We start from the raw sequence: 15,658 nt of genomic DNA on the forward strand, positions 1-15,658 counted from the left end.
CATGCAGGGAAAGATCATTAAAGGAATTGCAGGTTTCTATTATATCTATGCGGAAGACGGCAATATTTACGAATGTAAGGCAAAAGGAATTTTTCGAAAGGATAATTTCAAGCCTCTGGTAGGTGATAATGTGGAGATTACCGTTTTGAATGAGGAGGAGAAGGAAGGCAGTGTAACTTCCATTCTTCCCCGCCGCAATTCGCTTATCCGTCCTGCTGTAGCCAATGTAGATCAGGCGTTTTTGATTTTTGCCATGGAGAATCCAAAGCCTAATTTCCTTCTTCTGGACCGCTTTCTGATCATGATGGAGCAGCAGAAAATTCCCGTGGTTATCTGCTTCAATAAGAAAGATGTGGGAGAGAAGAAAGAAATGGAAAAGCTTTACGAAATATACACTGGATGTGGATATTGTGTAGTGCTTTCCAGTACCTATGAGGGAGAGGGAATGGACGAGATCCGCGAGATACTGAAGGGAAAAACAACAGTAGTTGCAGGACCTTCCGGTGTGGGGAAATCTTCCATTACCAACTGTATGCAGGGTGAAGTGCAGATGGAGACTGGCGAGATCAGCAAAAAACTGAAGCGCGGCAAGCATACCACCAGACATTCCCAGGTAATCCCGGTGGAGAAGAATACTTTCCTGGTGGATACTCCGGGATTTTCTTCTTTGTATCTTACCGATATGAAGGAAGAGGAGCTTCGGGATTACTTCCCGGAATTTGTAATGTATGAGCCGCAATGCCGGTTTCAGGGGTGTATGCACATTCATGAACCGGGCTGTGCAGTGAAGAAAGCTCTGTCTGAAGGTAAAATTAGTCAGCAGCGGTATGACAACTATCTGGCTTTATATGAGGAATTAAAAGAGAAAAGGAGATACTAAAACTATGTATCAGCTATGCCCTTCCATTTTATCAGCGGATTTTAACCGTCTGGGCGAACAGATTAAAATTCTTGAAAACGAAGGAGTTGAATGGCTCCATATTGATGTTATGGATGGAGATTTTGTACCGAGCATTTCCTTTGGTATGCCGGTGATCAAATCCATCCGTAAAGAATCCAAGATGTTTTTTGATGTTCATCTTATGGTGACAGAGCCGGAAAGATACATTCAGGATTTTGTAAATTGTGGTGCGGATTCCATCACCGTTCATGCTGAGGCATGTGAGGATCTGGAACGTACTATAGAGCGTATCAAGGATGCAGGAGTGAAAGTTGGTGTTTCCATCAAGCCTGCAACTCCGGTAAATGATATCAGCCATATGCTTGAGGATGTGGATATGGTTTTGGTAATGACTGTTCAGCCTGGCTTTGGCGGACAGAAATATATGGACGAGTGTACAGAGAAGATTCAGGAACTGAGAGAACTGATCGACAAAGAGAATCTGAATGTGGATATTGAGGTTGACGGTGGAATCAATGAAGGTACCATAGAGACTGTTATGAAAGCTGGTGCCAATATCTTTGTTGCCGGATCCTGGGTATTCGGCGGTGATATTGCCCAGAATGTCCGCCATATTCAGAAACAGATCGAAGAGATTGGTGACAGGATTGAGTGAGAGATAGAATGATAGATACAGTAATCGTAAGCGGGGGCATGATCCAGAAAGATTTTGCCCTCGATTTTATAAGAAAAATAGAAGAAGAGCGAAAAGGAAAGAAGCTGCTTTTGCTGGCGGCTGACAGAGGACTGGATTTCTTTCTGGAAACAGGTCTTGTCCCGGATATTGTGGACGGTGATTTTGACAGTTTATCAGGTGCTGGAAAGGCATATCTGGAGAGTCTTGACCATACAGAAATTGTCAGACTGAATCCTGAAAAGGATGATACAGATACCCAGTCTACTTTAAATCTGGCAATAAGAAGAGGGGCAAAGAATATTCTTATTCTTGGCGCAACTGGTGGAAGACTGGATCATTTTATTGGAAACATGGGACTTTTGGGATATGGCAGACAAAAGGGTGTCAATGTGATCCTGGCAGATGCTCAGAATTACATCTGTCTTGTGGAAAATGGCCATATTATTCGAAAAGACAGTCAATTCGGAAAATATGTTTCCTTTTTCGCAGCCGGTGAAACGGTTGAAGGTCTTACTTTGAAGGGGTTTAAATACCCATTGGATCATTACCGCCTTACTACAGATAACTGTGGCCGCACCGTTAGCAACGAGATCCAGGAAGAAAAGGCCAAGGTACTCTACGAAAAAGGCAGTCTTCTTATGATCATGTCCAGAGATTTGAAATAAATGATGTATTACAAAAGAGAAACACTTCATATTCAATTGGAAATATGAGGTGTTTTTTCAAATTTATCAGATTGTCCAGAGCTTTTGTCTTGATGGAAAGAGTTGGGTATGCTAAAATAAAAAGATGTATAGAGAAGACAATATGGGGCCGGAAATATATCATATTTTTATTGTTTGTGGTATAATAACAAAAGAATGGCGTAAAGAAATGTCAAACGCCCCTAAAAATAAGGAGAAATAGGATAAAATGAAATTAGGTATCGTTGGACTTCCAAATGTAGGAAAAAGTACACTTTTTAATTCCCTGACAAAGGCTGGTGCAGAATCTGCGAACTATCCATTCTGTACCATTGACCCGAATGTGGGAGTTGTTACTGTGCCGGATGAAAGACTTGCACTGCTTGGTGATTTTTATCATTCCAAGAAAGTGACACCGGCCGTTATAGAATTTGTTGACATTGCAGGACTTGTAAAGGGCGCTTCTAAGGGAGAAGGTCTTGGAAACCAGTTCCTTGCAAACATCCGTGAAGTTGATGCAATCGTTCATGTAGTACGCTGTTTTGAGGATACCAATGTAATTCACGTAGATGGAAGCATTGATCCGATCCGTGATATTGAGACTATCAACCTGGAGCTTATTTTCTCTGATCTTGAGATCCTGGAGAGAAGAATTGCAAAGGTTACCAAGACTGCCCGCATGGACAAAGAAGCTGCTAAAGAGCTTGATTTCCTTCAGAAGATCAAGAAGTGGCTGGAAGACGGCAAGATGGCCATCACTATGGAACTGGAGAATGAGGATGAGGAAGCATGGATGGGAACTTACAATCTGCTCACTCAGAAACCGGTTATTTACGCTGCAAATGTGGCAGAGGACGATCTTGCAAATGATGGTGCTGACAATGCGCATGTACAGGCTGTAAGAAAATATGCTGCAGAGCAGAACAGTGAGATTTTCGTAATCTGTGCCCAGATCGAGGAAGAAATTTCCGAGCTGGATGAGGATGAAAGAAAAATGTTCCTGGAGGATCTTGGACTTAAGGAATCAGGACTTGAGAAGCTGGTTAAGGCAAGTTATCATCTTCTTGGACTTATGAGCTTCCTGACCTCAGGAGAAGATGAGACCAGAGCATGGACCATAAAGATTGGAACCAAGGCTCCGCAGGCTGCAGGTAAGATTCATTCTGATTTTGAACGTGGATTCATTAAAGCTGAGGTAGTAAACTATCAGGATCTTCTTGACTGTGGCTCCTATGCAGGTGCAAGAGAAAAAGGTCTTGTAAGAATGGAAGGTAAGGATTACGTAGTACAGGATGGCGATGTGATCTTATTCCGTTTCAATGTCTGATAAGTAATAGAAACAGAGGGATAGCATAAATGTCAATTCAGTTTCCGAATCTGGGAATAAACCTGGATTATGTGGGGAAATCCATTCAAATATTTGGATTTGAGATTACATTTTTTGGCCTTGTAATAGCTCTGGGAATGCTTCTGGGAATGGGAATTGTGATTCTGGAAGCGAAGCGCTGCGGCGAGAATAAAGACGATTATCTGGAAATGATGATCATATCCCTGCTTCTGGGTGTGGTCGGATCCAGAATGCTTTATGTTTTATGTTCCTGGAATCTTTATAAGGGCAATATTATTGAGATCTTTAATGTGAGAAATGGCGGACTTACATTCTACGGCGGTCTGTTTGGAGGAATGCTGGGAGCTGCCATTTACTGCGGCGTGCGCAGAAAATCTTTTATGCAGATGGCAGATACTGCCAGCATGGGAATCGTTATTGCGCAGATAATAGGAAGGTGGGGAGATTTCTTTAACAGGGAATCTTTCGGTGAGTATACCAACAGCATATTTGCAATGCAGCTCCCTTTATCTGCTGTGCGTTCCAGCGAAGTGACATCTGCAATGAGGGAAAACCTGGAGACAATAGGTGGAACTTCTTATATTCAAGTACATCCGGTTTTCTTATACGAGAGTCTTTGGTGTCTGCTTTTGTTTCTCCTGATGCTTGTGTGGAAGCGCAAAAAACATTTCCACGGAGAAGTATTTCTGAAATATCTGGCAGGATATGGTCTCGGACGATTTTGCATAGAACTTCTTCGAACAGACAAGCTTATGATTCCGGGAACTTCTGTTGGAATTTCCCAGCTGATCTCAGCAGCACTGTTTGTAATCTGTGCTATGATCGCAGTTGTGGAAGAAACCATGGCGAAAAAGAGGGCGGCAAGGCGCAGACGCAGGAGAGAACAGGACTATGAAGCGCAGGAAAGAGCAGCCAGAGAAGCTGAAGCAGAAGAATACAGAGACCGGCTCAGACTGGAGAGAGCTTTTGCAGATGGAGATGCCGCAGGTGTTCCGGAAGTCTATAACGGAACAGCATCTGCTTATGAACATGATTCCGAAGAATCAGAAGAAACTTCGTCTGTGGAAGAAGAGCATCCGGAAGAAGATCCTCAGGATGAAAAGAACACAGAGAAAATCGTGGAAGAGGAAAATTCAGTTGCTGAGGATTTCTATGAGAAGGACTCAGAGAAAGATACAGAAGAAATTTCTGAGGAGGAAGCCTTTCCAAAAGCTTCCGGTACAGAAAATTATGTGGAAGAAAATGCCGGGATTTCTGAAGAAGAAACTGTTGCTGCGAAGGGTCCGACAGCTTCAGAAGAAGATGAATGGTTGTATAGCCAGCCGCGCAGATTTGCGAAAAAACCTGCCCATGAGCAGAAAGATTGATCATATGATTGTCAGATACCTGAATCTGGACTAAACAAAACGTTATTTTGGTGGGAGCGAATCCCACTGAAGTGGCGTTTTTTTGTGTGTAATAGGTAATTTCGCTGGAATTTCCGGCAATATAAAAAGTCCTGCAGGGCAGGATTTATTTGTATATAAAAATTTTTTGACTGCATTTTCGCTGTTTGTAAGGACTTTGTAACAGAATTATGTAATAGATTTCATAATTTCCCACTTGTAATTTAGGGGCAAATGGGTTAGAATGGGTTCATAAGTGGTAGGAAGTGGAGAAAAGTGGTGACAAATGGGGACGAAGTGGCAGAACTTCCATTTGTTTCCCGTCATGAGATACGAGGGGGAGACTCGTATTTCACGAGAGTAGGTGAGTTTTTATGTTCATGGGCGAGTACAATCACACAATCGACGCGAAGGGGCGTTTGATCATCCCGGCGAAATTTCGGGAACCTTTAGGTGAGGAATTTGTTCTTACCAGAGGACTTGATGGTTGTCTTTATATTTATCCTATGGATGAATGGGAAGCCTTTGAAGAGAAACTCCGTGCATTACCACTTACAAATAAAGACGCTAGAGCCTTTTCGCGCTTCTTTGTTGCAGGTGCAACAACATGTGAACTGGACAAGCAGGGGAGAATTCTCGTACCACAGACGTTACGTGAGTTCGCTGGTCTGGAGAAAGATGTTATTCTGGCTGGAAACTTAAGCAGAGTAGAAGTCTGGAGCAAGGAGAAATGGAGCGAGAATTGCAATTATGACGATATGGACAGCATTGCTGCCGACATGGAGAACATGGGAATCGTCATCTGAGCATAAAATAAGCGAGAAATCCAACAGGAGACGGAAATGGAATTTAAACACAAATCTGTATTACTGGACGAGACCGTTGGCGGGCTGAATATTAAGCCGGATGGAATCTATGTGGATGGCACTTTGGGCGGCGCAGGACATGCCATTGAGGTATGCAGGAAACTTTCTGCCAAGGGGAGATTTATTGGTATAGATCAAGACCAGGATGCGATAATTGCTGCGAGTGAACGGCTTGCCGCCTTTGACCAGGTGACAATCATTCGCAGCAATTATTGTTACATGGTACAGGAGCTTGCCGCAAGGGGAATTCACAAGGTTGATGGTATTGTTCTGGATTTGGGAGTATCCTCCTATCAGCTGGACAATGAGGAACGTGGATTTACCTATCGGGTAGATGCACCTCTTGACATGCGCATGGATCAGAGACAGACACAGACTGCCAGTGACATTGTTAACGGTTATGAAGAAAGAGAACTGTATCGCATTATCCGCGATTACGGTGAAGATAAATTTGCGAAAAATATCGCGAAACATATAGTAGCAGCAAGACAGCAGAGCCCCATTATGACAACGGGCCAGCTTACACAGATCATCCGGGAATCCATACCTATGAAGATACAGGCAGCAGGAGGCCATCCGGCTAAGCGTACGTTCCAGGCAATCAGAATTGAGCTGAATAAGGAACTGGATGTTCTTCGTGATTCACTTGATGGGATGATTGATCTTCTGGATGATGGCGGAAGGCTTTGCATTATTACGTTCCATTCACTGGAAGACAGAATTGTAAAAACAATTTTTCGAAAAAATGAGAACCCGTGTACCTGTCCACCGGATTTTCCGGTATGTGTGTGCGGAAAGAAATCCAAGGGGAGAGTTATCACAAGGAAGCCAATTCTTCCAAGTGATGAAGAAATGGAAGAAAACCCGCGTTCTAAGAGTGCTAAGCTTAGAATTTTTGAAAAAAAAGTTTAAAAGAAGGGTAAAAAATGGCGGAGACAGGCAGACATACGAATACTGTGTCAGGTAAAAGACGTCCACAAAATGTGTATGTTGATGGCAACACTGTCCGAAAAGTCCAGGAAGTTCCTGAGCGGAGAGAGTACCGTCAGCCAGAGCATTCTGTTCGTAAAAATAAGGCAAAACCAGAGCTGACCACACCAGAGCAGCAGGTCCGGGGGAACAAGCCGCTTAGTAAGGCAGCCAGGAGAAACCGTGCGAAAGCCAATAATATGAACCGTAATTTTGCCATATTTCTGGCTGCACTTGGTATCCTTATTGTGTTTTGCAGTATTAATTATCTGAAATTGAAAACAGAATGCACCAGTAAAAGAAGCCAGCTGGCCACTCTTGAATCCCAACTGGCCGAGCTGAAAGAAGACAACGATGCATATGAGAGCCAGGTGACTTCAAGTGTTGACCTTGAAAGAATCCGGAAAATCGCCATCGGACGTCTGGGCATGAAATATCCAAGCAACCAGCAGACAGAAACCTATGCGACTGAAGGCGGCAGCTACGTAAGACAGTATCAGGACGTGACCGGGAAGTAATGGGAATGAAGGCAGGTGTTTGATTGACTACTCTGAGAAGAAAAACAAAAAGAAAACCTATAAAAAAAATAAATCACAGTATGAAAAAAAAGCTGTCAATACTGCTCTTTTGCGTATTGGGAGCTTTAATCGTTTTATTGGGAGTTATCACTTATATTAATTTTCAAAGTGGTGACAAGTATAAGAAACAGGTGCTGAGTCAGGCTCAGCAAAAATACCAGAATCGCACAATGCCAGCGAAACGAGGGACAATCTATGATCGAAATGGCAACATTCTGGCAACGAGCAACAAGGTGTATAATGTTGTACTGGACTGTAAAGCTGTAAATTCAGATGAGGATTATCTGGATCCTACGGTGAATGCTCTGGTTACCATATTTGGCCTTGATGAAGGAGAACTCCGTACCAGGCTTACTTCTGATAAGACCAGGGAGAGTCAGTATCAGATCGTGAAAAAGCAGGTCTCCATGGATGATAAGAAAGCATTCGAGGATTACTGCAGCATACCAGATGATACGGAAATGACCAGGGAAGAAATTCAGGAGAAAAACAATATCCAGGGTGTATGGTTTGAAGAAGATTACCTGAGAGTCTATCCATATAATGAGCTGGCCTGTGATACGTTGGGATTTACTTTTTCCCGAGATACTGCGGACTATGGAATTGAGGGCTACTACAATAGCAGCCTGACAGGAATTGATGGCCGACAGTACGGATATTTCAGTGATGATTCTAATGTGGAGCAAACCATTATCGAAGCTTCTGACGGAAACAGTCTGGAGCTTAGCCTTGATCTTGGAACACAGCAGATTGTGGAAAAATGGGTAAATGCCTTTAAGAAATCTACTGGCGCCAAAAATATAGGAGTGATCGTGGAAGACCCTTCAAGTGGTGAAATCCTTGCCATGGATGGGGGCGACCGATATGATCTTAATGATCCACGTAATCTGTCTTCCTTATATTCAGCAGATGAGATTGCTGCTATGAATGACAGTGAGACCATGGATGCTCTAAGCGCCATGTGGAATAACTTTTGTGTAACCGACATTTACGAACCTGGTTCTGTTGTGAAGCCCATTGTTATGGCAGCTGCTCTGGAACAGGGAAAAATATCCACCAGTGATACCTTCTATTGTGATGGTTACCAGAATTTTGGTGTGCCAGGAAATATGACCACCATCAAATGTGCAAATATTTACGGACACGGAATGGAAACCCTTGCGGAAGTAATCGCAAATTCCTGTAACGATGCCATGATGCAGATTGGTGCAAAGATGGGAGTTGAAAATTTTCTGAAAGCACAGAGTACTTTCAATTTCGGAAGCCGGACAGGAATCGATCTTCCAAATGAGGGATATGGTATTATGCATACTGTTGATACCATGCATGAGACAGAGCTTGCGTGTTCTGCATTTGGTCAGGGATTCAGCTGTACTATGATCCAGGAAATCAATGCAATGTGTTCGGTCATCAATGGCGGCTACTATTATCAGCCACATCTTGTGACAAAAGTCAAAGACGCCAGCGGTGCAACTGTGAAGACAATCAGCCCGCTTCTTCAGAAGCAGACTATTTCTTCCAGCATTTCCGCTGATATCAGAAGCTATATGCAGGCCAGTGTAGAGCAGGGTACCAGTATGACGTCAAAGGTACAGGGTTACAGCTCAGGCGGTAAAACAGGAACTGCGGAGAAATTCCCCCGTGGAAATGGTAAATACGTGGTTTCCTTTATCGGATTTGCCCCGGTTGATGACCCGCAGGTTCTGATTTATGTGGTAATTGACGAGCCAAATGTAGAGGATCAGGCCAGCAGTATTTATCCACAGTATGTGGCACAGGCAATTCTTTCCGAGCTTCTGCCATACATGAATATTCAGCCCGATCAGTCTACAGACGGAACTGTTCCGGAGACAGAGCTTTGGGAGAAATTTAATGGTCATGTAAATACTATATCTGACAGTCAGATTGATGAAAATGGAAATCTGGTGGATGAAGAGGGCAACCTCATTGACTGGGATGGCAATCGGATTGACGAAAATGGTTACCTGCTGAATAGTGACGGAAGTTATCAGATCAATGCAAACGGAGAGTATATAAAATCTGCTAACCTTGATGGAATCAGCGATTCCTACACTGGTTCAGCCGGGGAAACTCTGCCGGAGGCTGTTTCTGATACCAATGTTCCGGGACCTCCGGAAGATAACACGGATCCCATTGAGGATAACAATATGGAGAGTGAAGGCCTGACTAACGAGGAAGCCGGACTGGATTAGAAATACTGTCCATAGGTGGCATAGTATTGGCAGGAAATAAAAAACGGACTGTTCACCATAATACAACACATACCTCCATCTGAAATTAGCATATATTAGTTATGATGATTTCAGATGGGGATTTTTTTATGAAAAAAACCATGACCTTTCACAGGAAAAAAATATGGATGGTTTTTCTTGTATGTGCACTTATGCTTCTGGGACTTGTGGGAAGGCTTGTTTACCTGATGGGGGTTCGGTCGGATTACTATTACCAGAAAGCGGAAGAACTTCATGAAAGAGAACGAGTCATTAAGGCTGCAAGAGGACAGATACTGGATGCAAAAGGGAGGATTCTGGCAGATAATAAAACTGTATGTACTATTTCCGTTATTCACAGTCAGATTAAGGACCCACAGAAGGTTATTGAGGTCTTGTCAAAAGAGTTGGAAATAGATACTGACACAGTGCGTAAAAAAGTTGAAAAAATATCTTCAATTGAACGAATTAAGACAAATGTGGAAAAATCTGTGGGAGATGTGATACGTGGGTATGAACTGGATGGTGTGAAAGTGGATGAGGATTATAAGCGGTATTATCCTTACGGATCTCTGGCTTCCAAGGTTCTGGGATTTACAGGCGGTGACAATCAGGGGATAATTGGCCTGGAAGTGAAATATGAGGAAATTTTAAAGGGACAGGCGGGAAAAATCCTGACCACAACAGATGCCAGAGGCGTGGAAATCGACCAGATCGGAGAAAGCAGGGAAGATCCGGTGGCAGGGGAAAACCTGAAAATCAGTCTGGATGTGGATCTGCAGCAGTATGCTCAGCAGGCGGCCCTGAAAGTAATGGAAGAAAAACAGGCTGCGCGTGTTTCCATACTTCTTATGAATCCGCAGAACGGAGAAATTTATGTATGTGTTAATGTGCCGGAATTTGATCTGAACGATCCTTTTATATTGAATACGGACGTGGACACTTCAGGACTGAATGAACAGGAAAAACAGGATCTTCTGAACCAGATGTGGAGAAATCCCTGCCTGAACGATACATATGAGCCCGGTTCTACCTTTAAGATCATTACCATGTCTGCAGGTCTGGAGGCTGGCGTGGTTTCCGTAAATGACAGATTTTTCTGTCCGGGGTATAAGCTGGTGGATGACAGGCGGATTCACTGTGCAAGGAGAACAGGACACGGTTCCCAGAGCTTTGTGGAAGGTGCCCAGAATTCCTGCAATCCGGTTTTTATTGAAGTGGGTCTGAGACTTGGGGTGGAAAACTATTATCATTATTTCAAGGAGTTTGGACTTTTGAAGAAGACAGGTGTAGATCTGCCGGGAGAGGCTGGAACGATCATGCATAAAATGGAAAATATGGGGAATGTGGAGCTGGCAACAGTTGCTTTTGGCCAGTCTTTTCAGATTACGCCAATTCAGCTGGCGACCACAGTCAGTTCTCTGATCAATGGGGGGAGGCGGATCACACCTCATTTTGGGGTATCCGTTCTGAGCTCAGATGGCACCAGCGGAAGAAAGCTGGAATATCCGGTGGAAACGGGGATTATTTCGGAAAAAACATCAGAGACAGTAAGAGGAATTCTGGAGAAAGTAGTGTCAGAAGGTTCCGGAAGAAATGCCCGGATCGAGGGATGCACAGTGGGGGGCAAGACGGCTACTTCCCAGACTTTGCCAAGAAGTGCCAACCGGTATATTTCTTCCTTTCTTGGTTTTATGCCTGCGGAAGATCCACAGATCCTGGGGCTTTGCATTATACATGACCCGCAGGGCGTGTATTACGGAGGAACCATTGCGGCACCTGTGATAAAGAATATTTTTGAGGCGGTGCTAGAGCGTGTTTGAAAAATCATTCCCGCAATCTGCACGCCCCACTTTGCGGGAGATTTCACCCGAATTGGGTTGCCGTAGCCCGCTACGGCGCCCTCATCCGGGCAAAATCTCCCACAAATTGTGACGCACATCTTGCAGAAAGTCTTTTTCAAACACGCTCTAAATCAGAAAAAAGAAAGATAAGCTTCGGTGATCGGTCAGGCTGTGAGCAAGGAGAAGTATGTTACCGGTCACGAAGTAAGCAGTAAACAATGTGGGGATATTATCTTGCAAAAACCAAGCTATGGGTTGATAAATAAGGGGAAAAGCTTTATACTATAAGATGCTTTAAAAAGTTTAGAGCGTGTTTGAAAATGGTTTCTGCAAGATGTGTGTCACAATTTGAGGAAGATTGCGGAATGCTTTTTTAAACAGACTCTGGAACGAAAAAAACGAAAGAATTAAAGAGGTGTGAGGATGGAATTTCATATTGTGATCCCGGTACTGATTTCCTTCGCAATCAGTGCAGTATTAGGACCTGTTATTATTCCTTTTCTGCGTAAGCTGAAAATGGGACAGACAGAGAGAACAGAGGGCGTACAGTCGCATCTGAAAAAGGCCGGAACCCCGACTATGGGCGGCGTGATCTTTCTGATATCCACGATTATTACTTCATTGTTTTATGTAAAAGATTATCCCAAGATTATCCCGGTTCTGTTCCTGACTCTGGGATTCGGACTGATCGGTTTTCTGGATGATTATCTGAAGGTAGTCCTTAGAAGATCTGACGGACTTCTTCCATGGCAGAAATTTCTGCTTCAGGTAGTGGTAACAGGTATTTTTACTTTCTACCTGCTGCGGTATACAGATGTGTCTCTGACCATGCGTATTCCATTCTGGGGGGGACATTATCTGAATCTTGGCTGGCTGGCTGTACCGGTGCTGTTCTTTGCAGTGATCGGAACGGTAAATGGCGTAAACTTTACTGACGGTGTAGATGGTCTTGCTACCAGCGTTACCCTGATCGTAGCCGTATTTTTCACGGTTGTATCCATTGGAACCCAGTCAGGTATCGAGCCTGTCACCTGTGCTGTTATCGGCGGACTGATGGGATTTTTACTTTACAATGTATACCCGGCAAGTGTGTTCATGGGAGATACAGGATCTCTGGCGCTTGGTGGATTTGTGGCAGGTGTGGCTTATATGCTGCAGATGCCTCTGTTTATACTGATCGTGGGACTGATCTATCTGGTTGAGGTATTGTCCGTTATGATCCAGGTAACCTATTTCAAAGCAACACATGGCAAACGTATTTTCAAAATGGCGCCTATCCATCATCATTTTGAGCTTTGCGGATGGTCAGAAGCCAGAGTAGTTGCAGTGTTTACTATTGTGACTGCAATTATGTGCCTGATCGGACTTTTAGCCCTGTAAGAGCTGCCTGAAAAGGGAGAATTCCGGGGCATCCATTGCAAGGCATTAAGGAGGAAATAAATCATGGAATTAAAAGGAAAAAAAGTTCTGGTTTTCGGAGCCGGAAAAAGCGGTATCGGCGCAGCTGATCTTCTGAATGCAGTTGGTGCCTGCCCGGTTCTCTACGATGGAAAAGCAGATCTGGATAAAGAAAGCGTATTACATAAAATCAGTGGAAATTATGAACTTCCCATCTATGCAGGAGAGCTGCCGAAGGAAGTTCAGGAAAGCCTGGATCTTGTGGTATTAAGTCCTGGAGTTCCCACAGATCTTCCAATTGTAAAAGGTTTTTATGATCAGGGACTTCCTGTGTGGGGCGAGGTTGAACTGGCTTATCAGACTGGAAAGGGTGAAGTTCTTGCAATTACCGGAACAAACGGAAAAACTACAACAACAGCCCTTCTTGGGAAAATCATGTCAGATGCACGCCCATCTGTATTTGTTGTTGGAAATATTGGAACTCCGTATACTTCCAAGTCACTGGAGATGACAGATGAGACGGTCACGGTTGCAGAGATCAGCAGCTTCCAGCTTGAGACTATCTGGAAATTTGCTCCAAGGGTAAGCGCCATTTTGAATATCACAGAGGATCATCTGAACCGTCATCATACAATGGCTGAGTATATCCGCGTGAAAGAGCTGATCACAAGCAACCAGGGTCCGGAGGATGTATGTGTGCTGAATTATGAGGATGAAATCCTTCGTGAATTTGGCAAAAGCATTGTGCCAAAGGCTGTATATTTTTCCAGTGCAAGAGAACTTGAACAGGGTATTTTCCTGAGAGGAGACCAGATTATTCTTCGTACAGAGAAAGAGGAGATTCCGGTTGTGAGAACAGGGGAACTGAAGCTTCTTGGTACGCACAATTTTGAGAATGTAATGGCAGCAGTGGCCATGGCTTACTACGCAGGTGTTGATATGGATAGCATCCGTAGGAGTATCTGTGAGTTTACAGCCGTGGAGCACAGAATTGAGTATGTAACTGAGAAAAACGGTGTGGCATATTATAACGATTCAAAGGGAACCAACCCGGATGCGGCTATTAAGGGAATCCAGGCAATGAACCGTCCGACTCTTCTGATCGGCGGCGGATATGATAAGGAATCCAGCTATGATGAGTGGATCCAGGCATTTGACGGCAAAGTAAGGTATCTGGTACTTATTGGTCAGACGAAAGAGAAAATTAAGGCTGCGGCTGAGAAGAATGGCTTTCATGATGTTATTCTCTGTGAGGATCTGAAAGAAGCTGTGCAGGTGTGTGCGGATAAGGCAAACGCCGGGGACGCGGTCCTTTTATCTCCTGCATGCGCAAGCTGGGGTCAGTTTGACAATTATGAGCAGAGAGGCCAGATGTTTAAGGAGTATGTGAGAGCACTGTAATATACCGCAAATTGCAGCGTACATCTTGAAGAAAGCCTTTTGGAGGCATGCTCTGGAGCTTGTTTGAAAAATCATTCCTGTAATCTGCACGTTCCGTTTTGCAGTATATTTCACTCGAACTCGGTTGTCGTAGCCACAGAATGTGATTGGCGGCAGGTACAGAAACTTATGATTTATTTCATAGAATACCCGGATCTGGCATATGCTTTAACCAAGGCATGGGACGTCAGGAGCAGATCTCTATGATCCGGGAGCGAAAGAAAGAAACGAAAACAGACACGGTCTTACTGATCCTTGTGCTGCTTCTGGCAGTATTCGGACTGGTCATGCTGTTTTCCATCAGTGAATATAATGGCAGAGTACGTTTCGGCGACTCTGCCTATTATTTTAAAAAGCAGCTTTTTGCAACAGCTCTGGGCCTTATGACCATGTACATAGTAGCAGAGACAGATTACAGATTCTTTGTTCGGCTGGCACCGGCTGCTTATCTCTTATCTATGGGACTTTCTACAGCAGTTTTATTTGTAGGACAGGAAATCAATGGCTCCAGAAGGTGGCTGAATTTTGGACCGTTGTCTTTTCAACCTTCGGAATTTGCAAAAGCAGCAGTGATCCTTTTTCTCACCTGGCAGATCCAGGGAAGCAAAAAGACTACAGCTGGCTTCTGGTTTATGTGCAGGACAATGCTGACACTTCTTCCAATTGTAGGACTGGTAGGCTCCAATAACCTAAGTACGGCAATCATAATCCTTGGAATCGGTGTAATCCTGATTTTTATATCAGATCCGGGATATGCCAGATTTGTTGGAATGGGAGTGACTGGTGCAGCAGTGATCGCAGTGTTTCTGGCAGCAGAGAGCTACCGTCTGGAAAGGCTTGCCATATGGCGGAATCCGGAGAAGTATGAAAAGGGTTTTCAGACCATTCAGGGACTTTATGCTATTGGAAGCGGCGGGCTTTTCGGAAGAGGATTTGGCAGCAGCCTGCAGAAACTGGGATTTGTGCCGGAAGCCCAGAATGATATGATCTTTTCCATTATCTGCGAAGAACTGGGACTGACCGGAGCTTTTTTTCTCATTGGCATATTTGGGCTTCTTATGTGGAGACTGATGGTGATTGCCCTTCACTGCCGGGAACTGCAGGGAACACTTTTATGCGTTGGCATTATGAGCCATATGGCCATTCAGGTGATCCTGAATATTGCGGTGGTGACAAACACCATTCCAAATACAGGAATCACGCTTCCCTTTATCAGCTATGGCGGAACCTCAGTGGTGTTTCTTCTGGGCGAGATGGGGCTGGCTTTGAGCGTAAGCAGAAAATGAAATTTTATCACCAGTCAGAAATATTCGCATACAATAAAAGGTAAGAGGCCCTT

The 15,658-nt window shown here is 44.0% G+C and carries 16 protein-coding genes and 1 pseudogene; 15 read left to right on the top strand and 2 right to left on the bottom strand.

What is annotated here, in order from left to right; translation table 11 throughout:
* Nucleotide 1 precedes the first annotated feature (1 nt).
* From rsgA to LIZ66_RS08015, 10 genes are all read left to right on the top strand, one after another.
* Nucleotides 2-880 (top strand): ribosome small subunit-dependent GTPase A, encoded by an 879-nt coding sequence (rsgA, locus tag LIZ66_RS07970; RefSeq protein ID WP_173716055.1) that lies wholly within the window; start codon nucleotides 2-4, stop codon nucleotides 878-880.
* 4 nt (nucleotides 881-884) lie between these two features.
* Nucleotides 885-1,556, top strand: coding sequence for a ribulose-phosphate 3-epimerase (gene rpe, locus LIZ66_RS07975; protein ID WP_118578194.1), 672 nt, complete (start codon nucleotides 885-887; stop codon nucleotides 1,554-1,556).
* 8 nt (nucleotides 1,557-1,564) lie between these two features.
* Nucleotides 1,565-2,242 carry a thiamine diphosphokinase gene (locus LIZ66_RS07980; protein ID WP_195982574.1) on the top strand — a complete coding sequence of 226 codons (678 nt, stop codon included), beginning with the start codon at nucleotides 1,565-1,567 and terminating at the stop codon, nucleotides 2,240-2,242.
* A gap of 247 nt (nucleotides 2,243-2,489) precedes the next feature.
* Entirely contained in the window at nucleotides 2,490-3,587 is a 1,098-nt protein-coding gene (gene ychF, locus LIZ66_RS07985) for a redox-regulated ATPase YchF (protein ID WP_021926448.1), read from the top strand.
* A 29-nt stretch (nucleotides 3,588-3,616) separates the two neighbouring features.
* Complete coding sequence (gene lgt, locus LIZ66_RS07990) at nucleotides 3,617-4,975, top strand: prolipoprotein diacylglyceryl transferase (protein ID WP_227200700.1); 1,359 nt, start codon at nucleotides 3,617-3,619, stop codon at nucleotides 4,973-4,975.
* 392 nt (nucleotides 4,976-5,367) lie between these two features.
* Nucleotides 5,368-5,799 carry a division/cell wall cluster transcriptional repressor MraZ gene (gene mraZ / locus LIZ66_RS07995; protein ID WP_118578197.1) on the top strand — a complete coding sequence of 144 codons (432 nt, stop codon included), beginning with the start codon at nucleotides 5,368-5,370 and terminating at the stop codon, nucleotides 5,797-5,799.
* Between the two features lie 36 nt (nucleotides 5,800-5,835).
* Nucleotides 5,836-6,771 (top strand): 16S rRNA (cytosine(1402)-N(4))-methyltransferase RsmH, encoded by a 936-nt coding sequence (gene rsmH, locus LIZ66_RS08000; RefSeq protein WP_148461134.1) that lies wholly within the window; start codon nucleotides 5,836-5,838, stop codon nucleotides 6,769-6,771.
* Nucleotides 6,772-6,785: 14 nt separating this feature from the next.
* Nucleotides 6,786-7,346 carry a septum formation initiator family protein gene (locus LIZ66_RS08005; protein ID WP_118578198.1) on the top strand — a complete coding sequence of 187 codons (561 nt, stop codon included), beginning with the start codon at nucleotides 6,786-6,788 and terminating at the stop codon, nucleotides 7,344-7,346.
* 230 nt (nucleotides 7,347-7,576) lie between these two features.
* Complete coding sequence (locus tag LIZ66_RS08010) at nucleotides 7,577-9,619, top strand: peptidoglycan D,D-transpeptidase FtsI family protein (protein WP_227198861.1); 2,043 nt, start codon at nucleotides 7,577-7,579, stop codon at nucleotides 9,617-9,619.
* A gap of 128 nt (nucleotides 9,620-9,747) precedes the next feature.
* Nucleotides 9,748-11,460, top strand: coding sequence for a peptidoglycan D,D-transpeptidase FtsI family protein (locus LIZ66_RS08015; RefSeq protein ID WP_173716061.1), 1,713 nt, complete (start codon nucleotides 9,748-9,750; stop codon nucleotides 11,458-11,460).
* Here LIZ66_RS08015 and LIZ66_RS19195 read toward each other — a convergent pair.
* On the bottom strand, nucleotides 11,394-11,579 hold the full coding sequence (locus LIZ66_RS19195) for a DUF6783 domain-containing protein (protein ID WP_319017121.1): 186 nt from the start codon (nucleotides 11,577-11,579) through the stop codon (nucleotides 11,394-11,396). The two genes, LIZ66_RS08015 and LIZ66_RS19195, sit on opposite strands and share 67 nt — an antisense overlap.
* Here LIZ66_RS19195 and LIZ66_RS19200 point away from each other — a divergent pair.
* From LIZ66_RS19200 to murD, 3 genes and pseudogenes are all read left to right on the top strand, one after another.
* Nucleotides 11,517-11,696, top strand: a pseudogene (locus tag LIZ66_RS19200) (DUF6783 domain-containing protein); the annotation flags it as partial. The gene LIZ66_RS19195 and the pseudogene LIZ66_RS19200 sit on opposite strands and share 63 nt — an antisense overlap.
* Nucleotides 11,697-11,904: 208 nt before the next feature.
* Entirely contained in the window at nucleotides 11,905-12,861 is a 957-nt protein-coding gene (gene mraY / locus LIZ66_RS08020; RefSeq protein ID WP_148461137.1) for a phospho-N-acetylmuramoyl-pentapeptide-transferase, read from the top strand.
* A gap of 63 nt (nucleotides 12,862-12,924) precedes the next feature.
* Nucleotides 12,925-14,280, top strand: coding sequence for a UDP-N-acetylmuramoyl-L-alanine--D-glutamate ligase (gene murD / locus LIZ66_RS08025; RefSeq protein ID WP_148461138.1), 1,356 nt, complete (start codon nucleotides 12,925-12,927; stop codon nucleotides 14,278-14,280).
* Here the strand turns inward: murD and LIZ66_RS19920 are convergent.
* Nucleotides 14,194-14,394 carry a DUF6783 domain-containing protein gene (locus LIZ66_RS19920; protein WP_408609625.1) on the bottom strand — a complete coding sequence of 67 codons (201 nt, stop codon included), beginning with the start codon at nucleotides 14,392-14,394 and terminating at the stop codon, nucleotides 14,194-14,196. The two genes, murD and LIZ66_RS19920, sit on opposite strands and share 87 nt — an antisense overlap.
* On the opposite strand from LIZ66_RS19920, the gene LIZ66_RS19925 reads away from it, so the two are divergent.
* Together LIZ66_RS19925 and LIZ66_RS08030 are read left to right on the top strand one after the other, a co-directional pair.
* Nucleotides 14,344-14,526, top strand: coding sequence for a DUF6783 domain-containing protein (locus LIZ66_RS19925; protein ID WP_368072590.1), 183 nt, complete (start codon nucleotides 14,344-14,346; stop codon nucleotides 14,524-14,526). The genes LIZ66_RS19920 and LIZ66_RS19925 overlap by 51 nt on opposite strands.
* The gene (locus tag LIZ66_RS08030; protein WP_118578202.1) at nucleotides 14,523-15,605 is read left to right on the top strand and encodes an FtsW/RodA/SpoVE family cell cycle protein; all 1,083 of its coding nucleotides are present in this window, start codon (nucleotides 14,523-14,525) and stop codon (nucleotides 15,603-15,605) included. The genes LIZ66_RS19925 and LIZ66_RS08030 overlap by 4 nt, the downstream gene beginning before the upstream one ends.
* Nucleotides 15,606-15,658: the final 53 nt, after the last annotated feature.

The organism is Blautia faecis (genome assembly GCF_020554845.1).
Classification (GTDB): domain Bacteria; phylum Bacillota; class Clostridia; order Lachnospirales; family Lachnospiraceae; genus Blautia_A; species Blautia_A faecis.

What these genes read in the sequence shown, in the direction of transcription:
- rsgA (WP_173716055.1), top strand. Translation starts at nt 2, where the DNA reads ATGCAGGGAAAGATCATTAAAGGAATTGCAGGTTTCTATTATATCTAT.
- rpe (WP_118578194.1), top strand. Translation starts at nt 885, where the DNA reads ATGTATCAGCTATGCCCTTCCATTTTATCAGCGGATTTTAACCGTCTG.
- LIZ66_RS07980 (WP_195982574.1), top strand. Translation starts at nt 1,565, where the DNA reads ATGATAGATACAGTAATCGTAAGCGGGGGCATGATCCAGAAAGATTTT.
- ychF (WP_021926448.1), top strand. Translation starts at nt 2,490, where the DNA reads ATGAAATTAGGTATCGTTGGACTTCCAAATGTAGGAAAAAGTACACTT.
- lgt (WP_227200700.1), top strand. Translation starts at nt 3,617, where the DNA reads ATGTCAATTCAGTTTCCGAATCTGGGAATAAACCTGGATTATGTGGGG.
- mraZ (WP_118578197.1), top strand. Translation starts at nt 5,368, where the DNA reads ATGTTCATGGGCGAGTACAATCACACAATCGACGCGAAGGGGCGTTTG.
- rsmH (WP_148461134.1), top strand. Translation starts at nt 5,836, where the DNA reads ATGGAATTTAAACACAAATCTGTATTACTGGACGAGACCGTTGGCGGG.
- LIZ66_RS08005 (WP_118578198.1), top strand. Translation starts at nt 6,786, where the DNA reads ATGGCGGAGACAGGCAGACATACGAATACTGTGTCAGGTAAAAGACGT.
- LIZ66_RS08010 (WP_227198861.1), top strand. Translation starts at nt 7,577, where the DNA reads ATGCCAGCGAAACGAGGGACAATCTATGATCGAAATGGCAACATTCTG.
- LIZ66_RS08015 (WP_173716061.1), top strand. Translation starts at nt 9,748, where the DNA reads ATGAAAAAAACCATGACCTTTCACAGGAAAAAAATATGGATGGTTTTT.
- LIZ66_RS19195 (WP_319017121.1), bottom strand. Translation starts at nt 11,579, where the DNA reads ATGTGCGTCACAATTTGTGGGAGATTTTGCCCGGATGAGGGCGCCGTA.
- mraY (WP_148461137.1), top strand. Translation starts at nt 11,905, where the DNA reads ATGGAATTTCATATTGTGATCCCGGTACTGATTTCCTTCGCAATCAGT.
- murD (WP_148461138.1), top strand. Translation starts at nt 12,925, where the DNA reads ATGGAATTAAAAGGAAAAAAAGTTCTGGTTTTCGGAGCCGGAAAAAGC.
- LIZ66_RS08030 (WP_118578202.1), top strand. Translation starts at nt 14,523, where the DNA reads ATGATCCGGGAGCGAAAGAAAGAAACGAAAACAGACACGGTCTTACTG.